We start from the raw sequence: 15554 nt of genomic DNA on the forward strand, positions 1-15554 counted from the left end.
ACCGGTGCTCGAGACTCATCACCGACGATGTTCATCGATGCGAGAGGGACACGCTCCATGGCTGCCTCCAGGTCCACCGCGAAGTCCACCGAGACGTCTGCAGCGACGTCCGCGATCCCGCCGACGAGCCCCCGCGCGCTCGTCCTCGGCGGCAACCGGATCCCGTTCGCGCGCGCCGGCGGGAAGTACGCCCACGCCAGCAACCAGGACATGCTCACGGCCGCGCTCGACGGACTGGTCGCGCGCTACGGCCTCCAGGGCGAGCGCATCGGCGAGGTGGCGGCGGGCGCCGTCCTCAAGCACAGCCGCGACTTCAACCTGACGCGGGAGGTCGTGCTCGGGTCGGCCCTGTCGCCCGAGACACCGGCGTACGACCTGCAGCAGGCCTGCGCGACGGGCCTCGAGACGGTCGTGTCGCTGTCGAACAAGATCCGGCTCGGGCAGATCGAGTCCGCCGTCGCCGGCGGTGTCGACACCACGTCGGACGCACCCATCGCGGTCAGCGAGGGCCTGCGCCGCGCGCTGCTGGACCTGTCCCGCGCGAAGACGGTGGGCCAGAAGCTCGCGGCCGCCGCCAAGATCCGCCCCAAGGACCTCGCGCCCGCGACGCCGCGGACGTCCGAGCCGCGCACCGGCCTGTCGATGGGCGAGCACCAGGCGCTGACCACCGCGCAGTGGGGCATCACGCGGGAGGCGCAGGACGAGGTCGCGTTCGCCTCCCACCAGCGGCTGGCCGCGGCCTGGGACGCCGGGTTCTTCGACGACCTCGTCACGCCCTACCGCGGTCAGTCGGTCGACGGGAACCTGCGCGCGGACACGTCGCTCGAGAAGCTCGCCAAGCTCAAGCCGACGTTCGGGCTGACCCTGGACACGCCGCCGACGATGACCGCGGGGAACTCGACGCCGCTGACCGACGGCGCCTCGACGGTCCTGCTCGGCAACGACGCGTGGGCCGACGAGCACGGGCTGACGCCGCTGGCGGTCGTCGTGGACGCCGAGGCGGGCGCGGTCGACTTCGTGCACGGCGTCGACGGCCTGCTCATGGCGCCGGCCTTCGCGGTCCCCCGGCTGCTGGCCCGCAACGGCCTGACGCTGGCGGACTTCGACTACGTCGAGATCCACGAGGCGTTCGCCGCGACGGTGCTGACCACGCTCGCCGCGTGGGAGTCCGAGGAGTTCGGCAAGGAACGCCTGGGCCTGGCCGGGGCGTTCGGCACGGTCGACCGAAACCGGCTCAACGTGCACGGCTCGTCGCTCGCCGCGGGGCACCCGTTCGCCGCGACGGGAGGACGCATCGTGGCCACCATCAGCAAGGAGCTGCACGCCCGCAAGGCCGCCGAGGGCCGGCCCGTGCGCGCGCTCGTGTCCGTGTGCGCAGCCGGTGGGCTGGGCCTGACCGCGATCCTCGAGGCGGCCTGAGATGGGCGACACCTACCTGAACCTGGTCAACAGCGGCGTCACCGCCAAGATCGCCAAGCAGCTCGGGCTCCCCCAGCCCGCACCGCTGCGGCGCTACCGGCCCGGCGCTCCCCTGCTCGGCGGCCCCGCGCTCGTCGTCGGGACCGGCGCGGACGCCGACGGCGTCGCGGCGCTGCTGTCGAGGACGTGGGACGTCGAGGTGCACCGGCACGCGACGCCCGAGCTGCGGTACGCGGCCGTCGTCCTGGTCCTGACGCAGGTCAGCCACCCCGACGAGCTGTCCGCGCCGGTGCTCGCCGCGGCCGGCGTGCTGCGCTCGCTGAGCCGCGGTGGGCGTGTCGTCACGCTGTCGCGGGAGGCCACGGCCGACGACGCCCCCGCGGTCGCCGCCGCGCGGCAGGGAGTCGACGGGCTCCTGCGCTCGCTCGCCAAGGAGCTGCGCGGCGGGTCGACCGGCAACGGGATCGTGATGGCCGGCGATGTCGCGGCCGACGCCCCGTCGGTCGTCGGCGCGCTGCGGTTCTTCCTGTCGACACGCTCCGCGTTCGTCGACGGTCAGCTCCTGACGGTCTCGTCGGGAGCCGGGACGCTGCCCGAGACCTGGGAGCGCCCGCTCGAGGGTCGCGTCGCCGTCGTCACGGGCGCCGCCCGCGGCATCGGCGAGTCGATCGCCGACACCCTCGCGCGCGACGGCGCGACGGTCGTGGCCGTGGACATGCCCTCCGCGGGCGAGCAGCTCACGCGCGTCGCCAACCGCGTGCGCGGCACCGCACTCCAGCTCGACGTGACGGCCGACGACGCCGGCACCCGCATCCTGGAGCACGCGCTGGCCCGGCACGGCCGTCTCGACATCGTCGTGCACAACGCCGGCATCACGCGCGACAAGCTGCTGGCCAACATGAGCCCCGACAAGTGGGACTCCGTGCTGGCCGTCAACATCGCGGCCCAGCTGCGCATCAACGAGGCCCTGCTGACCTCGGGCGACTTCACCGACGCGCCGCGCATCGTCTCGCTCGCGTCCACGTCGGGCATCGCCGGCAACCGCGGCCAGACCAACTACGCCGCGTCCAAGGGCGGCGTCATCGGCATGGTGCGGGCGACCGCACCGCTGCTCGAGGCCTTCGGCGGCACCGCCAACGCGGTGGCACCCGGGTTCATCGAGACCGAGATGACCGCCCGCATCCCCGCCGTCACCCGGCAGGTCGCGCGGCGGCTGAACTCGCTGCAGCAGGGCGGCCAGCCGGTCGACGTCGCGGAGGCGGTCGCGTTCCTCGCGTCCCCGGCCGCCGGTGGCGTCGTCGGGCGCGTGCTGCGCGTGTGCGGGCAGAACATGGTGGGCCAGTGACGGACGGTCGCCCGACCGCCGGCACGTACCGGACCGTCGAGCTCCCGGCCGTACCGGGGCTCGGCGGGCTGTACGCGCGCGGTGCCGCGGCCAGCGGTCGGCTGGCGGTCACACGTCGCTTCGGCGCGTCCGACGACGTGGTCGGCGCCCTGCCCGAGGTGGCGTACGTGGTCCGCGACGTCCGCACCGACGCCGCGCGCCTCACGGCCTACCAGCACCTGCTGGGCGAGGCCGCGACGGACGCGCTCCCCGCCGGCTTCGTGCACGTCCTGGCGTTCCCGGTCGCGACCGCACTCATGACGCGATCCGACTTCCCGCTCCCGCTGCTCGGCATGGTCCACCTCGCCAACACGGTCACGCAGCACCGCGCGATCCGCCTGGGCGAGCCGCTCGACGTCCGCGCCTGGGCCCAGGACCTGCGCCCGCACCGCGCGGGCACGCAGGTGGACCTGGTCACCGAGGTCTCGGCGGCCGACGAGGTCGTCTGGCGCGGCACGTCGACGTACCTGGCGAAGGGCACGAGTGCGACGGGCACCGCGTCGACAAGCACGGACGACGAGCGCGAGGCCTTCGTCGCCCCCGTCCCCACCGGGCAGTGGCGTCTGCCCGCGGACACCGGCCGCCGCTACGCCGCCGTGTCCGGCGACCGCAACCCGATCCACCTGTCGGCGCTGTCCGCCAAAGCGCTCGGCTTCCCGCGCGCCATCGCGCACGGCATGTACACGGCGTCGCGCGCGCTGGCGGACGTCGGCGCCGCCCGCGGCGAGGCCTTCGTCTGGACCGCCGACTTCAGCAAGCCGGTTCTGCTGCCGTCGACGCCGAACGTCAGGATCGGCCACGACGCCGACGGCTTCGCCTACACCGTCTGGCGCCCCGGCGCCCAGGCACCCCACCTGACGGGAACGGTGACACCGGCCTGACGCGCGTGCCGAGGAATCCGAGCTTCCTGCTCGTCTCACGCACAGAATGTTCGGATTCCTTGCAGGTACGAATCAGCTCACCTCGACGGTCAGCCGTGCCTCGAGGTTCGTGCGGACCGTCGGCCACTCGTCGGACAGGATCGAGAAGTACGCCGTGTCGCCGCGGGACCCGTCCGGCCGGACGCGATGGCTGCGGAGCACGCCCTCGGGCACGCCACCCAGGCGGCGGATCGCGGCGATCGACCGGGAGTTCTCGGCGTCGGCCCGCAGCGCGACCCGCGCCAGGCCCCAGTCGTCGAACGCGTGCTGGAGCAGGAGCAGCTTGCACGCGGGGTTCGTCGTCCCGCCCCACCACGCACGCCCGTAGTAGGTGTTGCCGATCTCGACCCGGCCCATGGCGCGCGACAGGTCGTAGTACGACGTGCTGCCGCGCACCTCGCCGTCGTCCCCGAGCACCGCGAGGCTGACGCGATCGGGCACGGCGACCGCGGCCTCGATGTGGGCGACCATCTCGGCGGGCGTCGTCGGGACCGGCGTCGTCATCCCCCGCCACAAGGCGTCGTCGATCAGCGCGACGAGCTCCGACGCGTGCTCGACACCCAGCGGGACGAGGCGGACGCCGTGACCGGACAGGACCAGATCGTGCTGCATGCGGGCGACGATGGCACGGGCCGCGCGCGCCCGCCGAGCCGTTTCGGCTCCTGGACCGTGGCAGGCTGACGCGGTGACCGAACTCGAGGACTTCGCCGGCCCGCTCGAGCCGGAGGGTGACTACGACGGTCTCGCCATGACCGGCGCGCGGCTCGACGGTCAGGACGCGTCGTCGGCGCGGATCCTGGAGTGCGTGCTCGAGCAGTGCTCGCTCGACGGCGTGCGACTCGAGCACGCGCGCGTCATCGACACGACCGTGCGCGACTCCCGGGCGGGTGAGCTGCTCGCGGCCTCGTCGACCTGGCAGGACTGCACGTGGCGCGACCTGCGCATCGGCGCCGCCCAGGCGTACGCCTCGTCGTGGACACGCGTCGAGGTGCGCGGCGGCAAGATCGACTACCTCAACCTGCGCGACGCGCGCCTGACGGAGGTCGCGTTCGTCGGCGTGGTGGTCGACGAGCTGGACCTCGCCCGTGTCACGGCCAAGGCGCTGCGGTTCGAGGGGTGCCAGGTGCGGCGGCTCGACGTGAGCGGCGCGCGGCTGACCGACGTCGACGTCCGCGGGATCGACGGGCTGCGAGAGCTCGTCGGCATCGAAGGGCTCGCCGGCGCGACGATCAGCGCCGACCAGCTCGTCGAGCTGGCCCCCGCCCTGGCGGACCACCTGGGGCTGCGCGTCGAATGACGCAGCCCCAGGCGAGCGACGTCAGAGGTCCGCGGGCCGCAGGACGAACGCGATCGCGTGCGCGATCTGCTTGTTGCCCTTGTTGATGTCCAGCTTGCCGGGCACCAGGAACGGGTTGACGTCGTTGCGGTCCTGGTCGATGAGCTGCACGATGCCGAACCGCTTCGAGATGACGTCGACGGTGAACGTCCCGCCCTGGGCGGTCGTCAGCTTCGCGCCGTCGGACGCGAGGGCGGTCGTCGAGTCGATCGTCGCGCCCGGCACCACGTGGTAGAGCAGCACCTGCTCGATCGCGTCGACGCCCACCGCCTTGACCAGCGCGTTCAGCACGCCGGACTCGGTGAGGTACCAGCGGTGGGTGAGGTCCAGGGCCAGCAGCTGGAACGCACGGTCGTTCGGGATGAAGGCCGTGAGCGGCACGTTCCCGTCGGCCAGGACGGCCACGGGGCTGTTCGGCTTGGCCTTCAGGACGGCGCCGACGGCCTGGTCGAGGATGTCGAAGTCGTACCAGTTGTGGTCGAAGGTGTCGCCGTCGGACGCGAGCACGGCGGCCAGGCTCGTCGTGCCCGACGGCGGGGCGGCGGATGCGGCGGGGGCAACGGCGACCACCACGCCCGCGGTCAGCGCGGCGGCGGCAGTGGCGGAGACGAGGCGTCGGATCGACATGGGATCTCCCAGCGGACGTTCGGGCGCGGGCAGCGCTCGGCGCCGCGTCGCGCGGGCACCGGTCGATGCCCTCGTCCCTCCTTCCGGACGCAGCGCGCGTCCGGATGCACCAGGTTCGTCCGGATCAGTCGTCGAGCGCCGGCCCGCAGGCTGCGGCGGCCGTCGCCGCCAGGTGGTCCAGTCCGTGCACCGCGATGAGCGGGCGCGTGTCCGCGACCACGGCCCAGCACCCGTCCACGACCTCGTACGACGAGCGCGCGCCGTCGGCCAGGTAGGAGGCCAGCGCCTCGACGAGGCGGTCGACGAACTCGCTCGTCGTCCCGACGCCCACCGACGCGCGGATCGCACCGCCCGACGCCCCCAGGTGCGCGAGCAGCGGGTGCGCGCAGAAGCGGCCGTCGCGCACGCCGATGCCGTGCTCGGCCGCGAGGTACGCCGCCACGAGACCGGCGTCGTGGCCGGCGACCGTGAAGGTCACCACGCCCACGGGGTCGGTCGAGTCGGACCAGATCCGGGCCACCTCGACGCCGTCGATCGCCGAGAGCCCGTCGACGAGCCGGTCCCGCAGCACCTGCTCGTGCTCGTGCAGCGCACCGGACGGCAGCGCGGCGAGCTGCTCGCACGCCTCGGCGAGCGCGATGGCGCCGATGACGTTCGGCGAACCCGCCTCGTGGCGGGCCGGCGCCGGCTGCCAGACCGTCCGGTCGGTCCGCACGTCGCGTACCGCACCTCCCCCTGCGAGGTACGGCGTGCCGGCGTCGAGCCAGTCGCGTCGCCCCACCAGGGCGCCGGCCCCGAACGGGGCGTAGGTCTTGTGGCCGGAGAACGCGACGTAGTCGGCCCCCGACTCGGTGAGCGAGAACCCGCGGTGCGGGACCAGCTGGGCACCGTCCACGGCCACGCGTGCGCCGGCGGCGTGGGCGATCGCCACGACGTCGTCGAGCGGCAGCGCCTCGCCGGTCACGTTGGACGCACCGGTCACGGTCACGAGCGCGTAGGGCTGACGCGCCAGCTCGTCGGCCAGCGCGCGCAGCGTCTGCGCGACCGTCCGCGCGATCGGCACGATCGTCGCGGAGTGACCCTGGCCCGGGCGCGAGTGCACCCACGGCAGGAGGTTGGCGTGGTGCTCGACGTCCAGCACCAGCACGCGGCCACCCGCCGGGATCACGCCCGCCAGCAGGTTGAGCGAGTCCGTGGTGTTGCGCGTGATGATCGCGACGTCGTCCTCGCGGGCTCCGACGAAGCGCGCGATGCTCTGCCGCGAGGACTCGTAGAGCGCGGTCGAGACCTGCGAGAGGTACCCGGCGCCGCGGTGCACGGACGCGTACAGCGGCAGCACCTCGGTGACGCGTGCGGCGACCGCCTCGAGCGCGGGCGCGCTGGCCGCGTAGTCCAGGTTGGCGTAGACGCGCTGCGTGCCGTCGACGAGCGGCACGGTGGTCGCGCCCCCGACGACGGGGACGAGCGCGGCGACGTCCGTCGAACAGTCGGTCCGCTCAGCGATCGCGGTCATGGTGCACCTCCGGTTCCGGGGGCCCACCGCCCATGGGGTGCCCCGCGCTTGCCGGGCACCGATCGGTGCCTGGCCTGGTCGTCACCCGGGGCACCCCACCGCGGAGGAGGGTTGCCGGCCAGCGAGCCGGGGCTTGACGCTGACACTCATGACCTGACCACGAGGGTTCCTTCCGCCCGCCCCTTCTGTCAACGAGGCCTCCGTCGCGTCTCGCATGGCGGGATGCGGTGTTCACTCCGTGGAAGGCGCGTCGGAACGCACGCTACGATCGGGTCCACCATCCAGAGCGGCCGAGAGATCTGGCTCGACGACGCCGCAGCAACCCGCGGGGGTTCACCCCCACCGCACGGTGCTACCGCCAGGACCGATGGAGGAGATCGATGCCGTACGCAGGCGACCTGACCCCGCAGCAGGCGTGGGACCTGCTGACGTCCGACGAGCGCGCGCTGCTCGTCGACGTCCGCACCGACGGTGAGTGGCGGACCATCGGCGTCCCCGACGCCGACGACCTGGGCGGCCGCGCGGCGTTCGTCGAGTGGGTCACCCCCGCAGGTCCTAACGTGAACTTCCTGAGCGAGCTCGCCGCGGCCGGCGTGACGCCGGGCGACGAGCGCCCGATCGTGTTCCTGTGCCGCAGCGGCGTCCGCTCGGTCGCCGCCGCTCAGGCCGCGACGGCAGCCGGCTTCGGCCCGTCGTACAACGTGCTGCAGGGCTTCGAGGGCGACGTCGGGTTCGACGGGCAGCGTGGCCACTCCGGCTGGCGCGCCGACGGCCTGCCCTGGCGCGAGCTGTGAGCCGCGTGCCAGGTCCGGGCGACTGGGACGCTCGCCGCGTCGCCCGCGAGGATCTGCGCCCCGACACCCTGGCCGTGCGCGGGGGGCTGGTGCGCTCGGAGTTCGACGAGATGTCCGAGGCGCTGTTCCTCACGCAGGGCTACGTCTACGGGTCCGCCGGCCAGGCCGAGTCCGCCTTCGCGGGCGACGTCGACCGGTTCCTGTACTCGCGCTACAACAACCCGACGGTCCAGACGTTCGAGGAGCGGCTGCGGCTGCTCGACGGCGCCCAGGCCGCGGTCTCGACGAGCACGGGCATGTCGGCGGTGTTCACGTCGCTCGCGTCGATCGTCAAGCAGGGCTCGCGCATCGTCGCCGCCCGCGCGCTGTTCGGGTCGAGCGTCGTGATCTTCGACCAGCTCCTCGCGGGCTGGGGCGTGCGGGTCGACTACGTCGACGGGCACGTCCCCGCGCAGTGGGAGGAGGCCCTGGCGACCCCGGCGGATGTCGTGTTCTTCGAGACGCCGTCCAACCCGATGCAGGACCTCGTCGACATCGCCGCGGTGAGCGCGCTCGCGCACGCGGCCGGCGCGCTGGTCATCGTCGACAACGTCTTCGCGACGCCCGTGCTGTCCCGCCCGCTCGAGCTGGGCGCCGACATCGTCGTCTACTCGGCCACCAAGCACATCGACGGCCAGGGCCGCGTGCTCGGCGGCGCGATCCTGGGCCCCACCGACTACATCCGCGGCCCGGTGCAGACCTTCGTCCGCAACACCGGCCCGTCGCTCGCGCCGTTCAACGCGTGGGTGCTGCTCAAGGGCCTGGAGACGCTGTCGCTGCGGGTCCGCCACCAGACGTCGTCGGCCCTCGCGCTCGCGCAGTGGCTCGAGGCGCGCGACGAGGTGGCCCGCGTCCGCTACGCGTACCTCCCCTCGCACCCGCAGCACGAGCTGGCCCTGCGCCAGCAGTCGGGCGGCGGCACGGTCGTGACGTTCGACCTCGCGGTACCGGCCGACGCGACGCCCGAGGTGGCGAAGAAGACGACGTTCGCCTTCCTCGACGCCCTGCGGATCATCGACATCTCCAACAACCTGGGCGACTCGAAGTCCATCGTCACGCACCCCGCGACGACGACGCACGCCAAACTCGGCGCCGAGGGACGCGCCGCGGTCGGCATCGCCGAGTCGACGGTCCGCTTCTCGGTGGGGCTGGAGGACGTCGAAGACCTGAAGGACGACCTCACCCAGGCGTTCGCCGTCCTGGGCTGAGTCACCTAGAGCGAGACCGTCTCGTTCTCGCCGCCGTCGTAGCGCTCGCCCTTCACCTTGGCCTTGACCAGGCTGAGGACGGTCGCGATGCGGCCGCCGGGCGAGTCCCAGTACTCGGCGGTCTCGCCGTGGACGACGACGAGGACGAGGCCGGGGGTCTCCGGGCCGTCGGGGTACCAGGCCTCAGCGACCGGTCCCCACAGTTCGCGCTGCTTCGCGACGTCCCGCACCACCTCGGCCGAGCCTGACACGGACACCCACGACGACGAGTCGGCGAACGCCGCGTTCGCCGGGCTGCCGTGCTCGATCTCGGACACCTTGTGGCTGTCCGCGTCGGCGAAGAACCAGAGGTCGCCGTCGAAGTCGACGTCCTGCACGCCCATCGGGCGGCTGACCAGGCTGCCGTCGGCGGCGACCGTCGTGAGCATGGCGGTGCGGGCGTCCTTGATGAGCTCGGCGACCTTGGCGATCTGCTCGGTGGGCATGCGGTGACCTCCTCGTCGGGCGCGGCCCCGACGGACGCGCGAGCGCCACGGTAGGCAGCGCCCTCGCGGCCCGCACGCGGGGGCCGACCGCTCTCAGCCGCGTCTCAGATCATCGAGCGCAGCGTGCGGGCGTTGCGGACCGCGTTGCCGCCGCCGTCGTTGTTGAAGTAGGCGAGCACGTCGCGGCCGTCGCGGTCCCACTCCCGCATCCGGTCGGCCCACCACCGCAGGTCGTCGTCGGAGTAGGAGCCGCCGTAGAGGTGATCGTGGTCGGGTCCGTGCAGGCGGACGTAGACGATGTCCGACGTCGCGCGCAGGATGCAGGGCAGGTGCGCGCCGCTCATGACGACGTACGACGCCCGGTGCCGTTCGAGGAGCGCGAAGACGTCGTCGTGCTGCCACGACTCGTGCCGCAGCTCGACGGCGACGCGCACCCAGTCCGGCAGCGAGCTCAGGAACCAGTCCAGGCGGGCGTCGTCGCGCTCCTGGTCCGGGCGCAGCTGCGCGAGCAGCACGCCACGCCGGTCCCCCAGCTCGTGCCACGCGCCGCTGATCCGACCCGCCCAGCGCTCGGGGTCGTACAGCCGCTTCGCGTGCGTGAGACCCCGCGGCGCCTTGACCGACATCGTGAACCCGTCGGGCAGCCGCGAGCGCCAGCCGGCGAACGTCGCATCGCGGGGCCAGCGGTAGAAGCTCGCGTTCAGCTCGACGGTGTCGAACTCGGCGACGTAGTGCTCCAGGCGCCGGGCCGTGGGCGTGCCGGGCGGGTAGAGGACGCCGTCCCAGTGGTCGTAGGACCACCCGGAGGTCCCGACACGAATGCCCATGCGGGCCATCGTCCGGGTCCCCGCCCGCGAGCGCACCCGTTGCACGTCGAGCGCACCCGCTACGGCGAGCGCGCTCGGCGGGTTTCGGGCGCGCTGGGGTCGTGCGGTGCGGCGTCAGGCGAGCGGGGCCGCCGCGCCCGTGACGCGGATGCGACCTGACGTGGGGATGTCGACCCGTAGGCGGCTCGGGTGGCCGGTCTCCTTGCCCTGGTCCACCCTGATCGTCGTCGGCGCGTCGATGTGGCCGCCCGCGCGGAGGTACTCGCCCAGCCCCGCCGCCGCAGAGCCCGTCGCCGGGTCCTCGCGGATGCCACCGCGCGGGAACGGGTTGCGGGACGCGAACCGCGTCGTGTCCAGGCGTTCGACGACCGGGACCGTGCCGTCCCAGCCGTGCGCGTCCTGCAGGGCCAGCATCGCGTCGCCGTCGTGGTCGAGCCTCGCCAGCACGCCCGGGCGGACGACGACGAGCGGGTGCAGGTTGCCGCCGTGCACCAGCGCCGCAGGGTGGGCCGGGTCCAGGTCGGTGCGGTCGAGGCGCAGGACGCGCAGCACGTCGTCGAGCAGCGCGCCCGTGAGGTCCTCGACGGTCGTCCTCGGCGCGACGAGCGTCGCCTGCTCGGTCGTCACCTCGACAGGGACCGGCCCCACGTTCGTCGTGAGCGTGACCACCGGTCCAGCGTCCCGCACCCGGGCGAGCGCCACGCCCGACGCGATCGTCGCGTGCCCGCAGAACGCGATCTCCGCCCGCGGCGTGAAGTACCGGACGCGCGCCGCGTCCGGCGAGATCGCGGTCAGGAACGCCGTCTCGCTGAACCCGAGGTCCGCGGCGATCGCCAGCATCGCGGGCTCGTCGAGAGCCTCGGCGTCGATCACCACGCCGGCCGGGTTGCCCGACGTCTCGTCGTCGGTCGTGAAGGCGCGGTAGCGCAGGATCTCCATGCACCCATCGTCGGGCGTCGCCCGACGCGAAAGCCATGGCCAATCGGCCGGAGGTGGCCTCAGAGCACCTTGCCGAAGCAGAGCGAGTGCAGGTCGTTCGTGTACGCGCCGAACGGCGCGACGGGGCGCCAGCCCGTCGCCAGGTACAGCCCGATCGCCTCGGGCTGGCGGATCCCCGTCTGCAGCAGGATCCGCGAGTAACCGAGCGCTCGTGCCTCGTCGTCGGCCACCGCCAGCAGCAGGCGCGATACGCCCGCACCCCGCGCGTCCGCCTCGACGAACAGCTTCTTCAGCTCGGCGGATCCTTCCGGATAGCCGTCGCGCGGCGCACGCAGCGAGACGCAGCCGACGGGCCGACCGTCGATCCGCGCGACCCACGTCGCGTGGTCCCCCACGCCCTGCGCCGCGTCGTCGACCTCGAAGCCGCCCATGGCCTCGACGGCCTCGCGCAGCCCGGGGTACGTGGGCGCGTTGAACTCCGTGAACATGCGCCGACGCAGGTGCGCCGCGGTCTCGTCGTCCCAGGTCACGCGCTCGACGACGACGTCGACGTGCGCCCGGTCCCGCGCGCGGCGCCGCGGCGCCTCCACGGGGTGCAGGTCCTTGGCGAAGCAGCGCGAGTCGACGACGCCCACGTACTCGCCGTAGTTGTCCGTCGGCGTGTACCCGGCCGACAGGTACAGGCCGATCGCCTCGGGCTGCAGCGGACCCGTCTCCAGGACCAGTCGGCCGAAGCCGCGCTCGTGCGCGACCCGCTCGAGCTCCATGAGCACGCGCCGCGAGTAGCCGCGGCCGCGGTGCGCCGGCAGGACGAACATGCGCTTGAGCTCGCCGGTGCCGACGCCCAGGTCGAGGGCGTCGCGCAGCGCTCCGCAGGCAACCGGCTCACCGTCGACGTGCAGCAGCACCATCGCGACGATCTGCTCGCCCGTCATGGCGTGGCCGATGTCGTCGTCGCCGTACCGCTCGCGGAGCTCGACCTGCTGCGCGGTGCGCAGCGCGGCCGCGTCCGGGTGGTCCCAGGCGACGAGGGTCAGGTCGCCGCTCAACCGACGAGCGAGTGGAGCACGGACGTGAAGAAGCCGAGCCCGTCGGTGCCGGTGCGGGGGCCGTTCGCGCCGTCGGGGCCAAAGCCGGCCTCGACGGCGTGCTCGGGGTGCGGCATGAGGCCCACGACGTTGCCCGCCGCGTTGCTGATGCCCGCGATGTCGCGGCGCGACCCGTTCGGGTTCCAGCCCACGTAGCGGAACACCACGCGGCCCTCGCCCTCGAGCTCGTCGAGCGTCGCCTCGTCGGCCACGTACTGGCCGTCCTGGTTCTTCAGCGGCACCGTGATGTGCTGGCCTGCCGAGTAGTCGCGCGTCCAGGCCGTGTCCGCGTTCTCGACCGACAGCACCTGCTCGCGGCAGACGAAGTGCAGGTGGTCGTTCTTGATCATCGAGCCGGGCAGCAGGTGCGCCTCGGTGAGGACCTGGAACCCGTTGCAGATGCCCAGCACCGGCAGCCCCTTGCCCGCGGCCTCGACGATCTCGCCCATGACGGGCGCGAACCGGCTGATGGCGCCCGCCCGCAGGTAGTCGCCGTAGGAGAACCCGCCGGGCAGGACCACGGCGTCGACGTTCTTCAGGTCGGCCTCGCCGTGCCACAGCGCAACGGGCTCGGCGCCGGCCAGGCGGACCGCTCGAGCGGCGTCGCGGTCGTCGAGCGTGCCCGGGAAGGTGACGACGCCGACGCGCGTCATGCCTTGTCCTCGTACACCGCCACGACGTCCTCGATCACGGGGTTGGAGAGCACCTGCTCACCGGCAGCGCGGGCGGCCGCGAGGAGCTCCTCGGTCACCGGCCCGTCCACCTCGAGCTCGAACCGCTTGCCCTGGCGGACCGACGCGAACTGGCCGAAGCCCAGTCGCGGCAGCGCACCGGCGACGGCCTTGCCCTGCGGGTCGAGGATCTCGGGCTTCGGCATCACGTCGACGACGACTCGTCCCACGGGTGTGCTCCCTGGTGTGGCGTGGCGATGGGGGTCGGCGGCGAGTCTACCGACCACGCCGGGCTGCCAGGGACCGCGGCCGCGGGATGGGACCGGCCAGCGGCCGCGAGGTCATGTGCGGTCTCGGGCGCCGGCTGCGTGAGCAGCACGCGGCGGTACATCTGCGGACCGTCGACGACGGGCGATCGCCACGTCATCGCGTGCCAGACGTCGGTCGCAGCCCAGGGGTCCTCTCCGGCCGCCTGGCGGTACGAGTGCCACCAGCCGAGCACCAGCGCCGGTGCGAGCGCGCAGCCGGTCGGTGCGGCGATCACCGCGTAGTCGTCGGCCCAGCCGTGGACGGCGCAGAAGGACGCGAGAGCGACGACTGCCAAGCACCAGACGACCACGGCCGCGAGCCACCGGCGCGGGGCGACCTCGATCAGGCGGTCCGGCTGCTGCACCTGCAGGCGTCGCAGCCCGACGAAGGCCCCAGCCGCGAAGCCCGCTCCGAGCACCGCCGCAACGGCCACGGCCCACCATCGCGTACCCGCCACCGCGCCCGCGACGACGCCAGTCGCCGCGAGGGTCACGCCGACCGCTGCCGCGTGGCCGACCGCGGCTGTGGCCCGTGGTCGGGCGCGCGGGCCGAGCATCTGCACGACCTGCGGTACGCCGCGGTCCCACGCCCCGGGCTCGAGCTGGCGGCGGAGCGCCTGCTCCCGGCCCCGCGCGGTCCCGACGACGAGCTGGACCATGACCAGCCCCACGAGGAAGACGACGAGGAACCACGGATCGACCACCAGCCATGCGACGAGCGACATCGCGGCGACCTGCTGCGTGCGCACCGGGTAGAGCGGGCCCAGGATGTCGTCCTGGACCCAGGCGCGGTATCGCTCCGGGACGCGGAACTCGAGGAACCGGTACGCGAGCCACGTGTGCAGCGGCGGGTGCCCGCGCCACCGTGTCGCCCAGCCGCCGCGCAGCAGGCCGAGTGCCGTCCGGCGGTCCACGCGGGTCGCGTCGGGCCCGGCGAGGTCGGCGAGCACGGCCGTCAACTCCTCGGCCCGGACGGCGCGCCACCGCCGCGGGTACGCGCGCAACCAGAATGCGACGGACGCCGCGAACGAGGCCTTCAACGTTGCGGCTCGGTGTCGAGCCCTCGGTAGGGCTGGAAGTGCCCGAGCTCTTCGGACGGCGTGTCGAAGTAATGCCTGCGCAGGCGGCGGCGCGTCAGTTCGTCGCTCACCAGGCCCAATGCGACGGCGGCAGCGAGGCCCACGAACCACGGAGGGCTCTGCCAGATCTGGAGGATCGCGACGAGCACGGCGAGGAAGGGAGACCGCCAGATCAGCTCGCGAACGTTGTAGAAGATGCCATCGAGGTCATCGCGGAGCCACGGGTCGTAGGCAGCCGGCGGGCGCAGGCCCAGCAGCCTGCACCGCGCCACTACACGCGTCGGCGGTCGCATCCGCCAGCGCGCCGCAACCCCGGCTGCGACCAGCCCGACCGCCGTCCGGGCGCCGCCTCGCCGCACGTCCGGCCCGGCCAGGTCCGTCAGCACCTCGACGACCTCGTCGGCCCGCACCGCGCGCCACCGCCGCGGGTACGCGCGCAACCAGAACCGCACGGACCTGTCGAACGATGCACCCTCGCCGCTCGAGGCGTCGGCGCCTCCCCCGGTCGCGGGATCGCTCGCGGCGCCGCGGGCCGCCCCCTCGTCGCGCGTCGTCACGCGGTCCCCAGCGCGGGTCGGGACCCGAGCACGCGCTGGGCCCGTCGCGTCAGCGCGCGCAGGCGGTCGGTCTCGGCGGTCAGCACCCCCAGACCTTCGTCGGTCAGCCGGTAGTAGCGGCGCAGCCGCCCGTCGACGACCACCTCCCCCGACGCCTCGGCGAAGCCGGCCTCGACCAGCCGGTCGAGGATCCCGTAGAGCGTGCCCGCGCCCAGGCGGACGCGGTCGTCGGACAGGTCCTTGACCGCCTGCACGACGCCGTAGCCGTGCCGCGGCTCCTCAGCCAGCGCGAGCATGACGAAGTACGCCTGCTCGCTCATCCGGAACGCCATGCACGATATATATCGCGCGACGACCTAT

Annotated in this window: 18 protein-coding genes and 2 riboswitches; of the genes, 6 read left to right on the top strand and 12 right to left on the bottom strand. The window is 73.4% G+C overall.

Translation table 11 applies throughout. The annotated features are described in order from the left end of the window. Positions 1-57 precede the first annotated feature (57 nt). The 3 genes from IC607_RS01485 to IC607_RS01495 are packed head-to-tail and all read left to right on the top strand — an operon-like array spanning position 58 to position 3684. Positions 58-1419: an acetyl-CoA C-acetyltransferase gene (locus tag IC607_RS01485; RefSeq protein WP_191785219.1), complete on the top strand. Its 1362-nt coding sequence runs from the start codon at positions 58-60 to the stop codon at positions 1417-1419. Position 1420: 1 nt separating this feature from the next. Then, entirely contained in the window at positions 1421-2764 is a 1344-nt protein-coding gene (locus tag IC607_RS01490; protein WP_191785220.1) for a 3-oxoacyl-ACP reductase, read from the top strand. Then, a complete protein-coding gene (locus tag IC607_RS01495) occupies positions 2761-3684 on the top strand; it encodes a MaoC/PaaZ C-terminal domain-containing protein (protein ID WP_191785221.1) in 924 nt (307 codons plus the stop codon). The genes IC607_RS01490 and IC607_RS01495 overlap by 4 nt, the downstream gene beginning before the upstream one ends. A 72-nt stretch (positions 3685-3756) precedes the next feature. Here IC607_RS01495 and IC607_RS01500 read toward each other — a convergent pair whose 3' ends face one another. Then, positions 3757-4335 (bottom strand): GNAT family N-acetyltransferase, encoded by a 579-nt coding sequence (locus tag IC607_RS01500; protein ID WP_191785222.1) that lies wholly within the window; start codon positions 4333-4335, stop codon positions 3757-3759. Between the two features lie 73 nt (positions 4336-4408). On the opposite strand from IC607_RS01500, the gene IC607_RS01505 reads away from it, so the two are divergent. Next, positions 4409-5020 carry a pentapeptide repeat-containing protein gene (locus IC607_RS01505; protein ID WP_370525942.1) on the top strand — a complete coding sequence of 204 codons (612 nt, stop codon included), beginning with the start codon at positions 4409-4411 and terminating at the stop codon, positions 5018-5020. Between the two features lie 21 nt (positions 5021-5041). On the opposite strand, the gene IC607_RS01510 is transcribed toward IC607_RS01505, so the two are convergent. Together IC607_RS01510 and IC607_RS01515 are read right to left on the bottom strand one after the other, a co-directional pair. Then, positions 5042-5686: a fasciclin domain-containing protein gene (locus IC607_RS01510; protein ID WP_191785223.1), complete on the bottom strand. Its 645-nt coding sequence runs from the start codon at positions 5684-5686 to the stop codon at positions 5042-5044. Positions 5687-5810: 124 nt separating this feature from the next. Next, positions 5811-7199 (bottom strand): aminotransferase class V-fold PLP-dependent enzyme, encoded by a 1389-nt coding sequence (locus IC607_RS01515; protein ID WP_191785224.1) that lies wholly within the window; start codon positions 7197-7199, stop codon positions 5811-5813. Between the two features lie 39 nt (positions 7200-7238). Continuing rightward, positions 7239-7353, bottom strand: a riboswitch (SAM riboswitch). A gap of 120 nt (positions 7354-7473) precedes the next feature. Then, positions 7474-7573: riboswitch (SAM riboswitch) on the top strand. A gap of 6 nt (positions 7574-7579) precedes the next feature. Here IC607_RS01515 and IC607_RS01520 point away from each other — a divergent pair. Then, a complete protein-coding gene (locus tag IC607_RS01520; RefSeq protein ID WP_191785225.1) occupies positions 7580-7993 on the top strand; it encodes a rhodanese-like domain-containing protein in 414 nt (137 codons plus the stop codon). Continuing rightward, positions 7990-9240 carry an O-succinylhomoserine sulfhydrylase gene (locus tag IC607_RS01525; RefSeq protein ID WP_191785226.1) on the top strand — a complete coding sequence of 417 codons (1251 nt, stop codon included), beginning with the start codon at positions 7990-7992 and terminating at the stop codon, positions 9238-9240. The genes IC607_RS01520 and IC607_RS01525 overlap by 4 nt, the downstream gene beginning before the upstream one ends. 5 nt (positions 9241-9245) lie before the next feature. On the opposite strand, the gene IC607_RS01530 is transcribed toward IC607_RS01525, so the two are convergent. From IC607_RS01530 to IC607_RS01570, 9 genes are all read right to left on the bottom strand, one after another. Further along, positions 9246-9725, bottom strand: coding sequence for a pyridoxamine 5'-phosphate oxidase family protein (locus IC607_RS01530; RefSeq protein WP_191785227.1), 480 nt, complete (start codon positions 9723-9725; stop codon positions 9246-9248). 104 nt (positions 9726-9829) lie between these two features. Further along, positions 9830-10552 carry a DUF72 domain-containing protein gene (locus tag IC607_RS01535; protein WP_191785228.1) on the bottom strand — a complete coding sequence of 241 codons (723 nt, stop codon included), beginning with the start codon at positions 10550-10552 and terminating at the stop codon, positions 9830-9832. 114 nt (positions 10553-10666) lie between these two features. Beyond that, entirely contained in the window at positions 10667-11491 is an 825-nt protein-coding gene (locus IC607_RS01540) for a PhzF family phenazine biosynthesis protein (RefSeq protein ID WP_191785229.1), read from the bottom strand. 59 nt (positions 11492-11550) lie between these two features. After that, a complete protein-coding gene (locus IC607_RS01545; protein WP_191785230.1) occupies positions 11551-12540 on the bottom strand; it encodes a GNAT family N-acetyltransferase in 990 nt (329 codons plus the stop codon). Then, complete coding sequence (purQ, locus tag IC607_RS01550) at positions 12537-13232, bottom strand: phosphoribosylformylglycinamidine synthase subunit PurQ (RefSeq protein WP_191785231.1); 696 nt, start codon at positions 13230-13232, stop codon at positions 12537-12539. The genes IC607_RS01545 and purQ overlap by 4 nt, the downstream gene beginning before the upstream one ends. Next, positions 13229-13480 carry a phosphoribosylformylglycinamidine synthase subunit PurS gene (gene purS / locus IC607_RS01555; RefSeq protein WP_191785232.1) on the bottom strand — a complete coding sequence of 84 codons (252 nt, stop codon included), beginning with the start codon at positions 13478-13480 and terminating at the stop codon, positions 13229-13231. Before purS ends, purQ begins: the two co-directional genes overlap by 4 nt. Continuing rightward, positions 13456-14598 carry a hypothetical protein gene (locus tag IC607_RS01560; protein WP_191785233.1) on the bottom strand — a complete coding sequence of 381 codons (1143 nt, stop codon included), beginning with the start codon at positions 14596-14598 and terminating at the stop codon, positions 13456-13458. The genes purS and IC607_RS01560 overlap by 25 nt, the downstream gene beginning before the upstream one ends. Then, positions 14595-15194: a hypothetical protein gene (locus IC607_RS01565; RefSeq protein ID WP_191785234.1), complete on the bottom strand. Its 600-nt coding sequence runs from the start codon at positions 15192-15194 to the stop codon at positions 14595-14597. Before IC607_RS01565 ends, IC607_RS01560 begins: the two co-directional genes overlap by 4 nt. Beyond that, positions 15191-15514 (bottom strand): PadR family transcriptional regulator, encoded by a 324-nt coding sequence (locus IC607_RS01570; RefSeq protein ID WP_225224285.1) that lies wholly within the window; start codon positions 15512-15514, stop codon positions 15191-15193. The genes IC607_RS01565 and IC607_RS01570 overlap by 4 nt, the downstream gene beginning before the upstream one ends. Positions 15515-15554: the final 40 nt, after the last annotated feature.

This window comes from Cellulomonas sp. JH27-2, from assembly GCF_014837175.1.
GTDB lineage: Bacteria > Actinomycetota > Actinomycetes > Actinomycetales > Cellulomonadaceae > Cellulomonas.

Excerpts from the sequence above, each read along its gene's own strand:
- IC607_RS01570 (WP_225224285.1), bottom strand. The coding sequence starts at position 15,514 with ATGAGCGAGCAGGCGTACTTCGTCATGCTCGCGCTGGCTGAGGAGCCG.
- purQ (WP_191785231.1), bottom strand. The coding sequence starts at position 13,232 with ATGACGCGCGTCGGCGTCGTCACCTTCCCGGGCACGCTCGACGACCGC.
- IC607_RS01490 (WP_191785220.1), top strand. The coding sequence starts at position 1,421 with ATGGGCGACACCTACCTGAACCTGGTCAACAGCGGCGTCACCGCCAAG.
- IC607_RS01530 (WP_191785227.1), bottom strand. The coding sequence starts at position 9,725 with ATGCCCACCGAGCAGATCGCCAAGGTCGCCGAGCTCATCAAGGACGCC.
- IC607_RS01485 (WP_191785219.1), top strand. The coding sequence starts at position 58 with ATGGCTGCCTCCAGGTCCACCGCGAAGTCCACCGAGACGTCTGCAGCG.
- IC607_RS01510 (WP_191785223.1), bottom strand. The coding sequence starts at position 5,686 with ATGTCGATCCGACGCCTCGTCTCCGCCACTGCCGCCGCCGCGCTGACC.
- IC607_RS01500 (WP_191785222.1), bottom strand. The coding sequence starts at position 4,335 with ATGCAGCACGATCTGGTCCTGTCCGGTCACGGCGTCCGCCTCGTCCCG.
- IC607_RS01540 (WP_191785229.1), bottom strand. The coding sequence starts at position 11,491 with ATGGAGATCCTGCGCTACCGCGCCTTCACGACCGACGACGAGACGTCG.
- IC607_RS01515 (WP_191785224.1), bottom strand. The coding sequence starts at position 7,199 with ATGACCGCGATCGCTGAGCGGACCGACTGTTCGACGGACGTCGCCGCG.
- IC607_RS01520 (WP_191785225.1), top strand. The coding sequence starts at position 7,580 with ATGCCGTACGCAGGCGACCTGACCCCGCAGCAGGCGTGGGACCTGCTG.
- IC607_RS01535 (WP_191785228.1), bottom strand. The coding sequence starts at position 10,552 with ATGGGCATTCGTGTCGGGACCTCCGGGTGGTCCTACGACCACTGGGAC.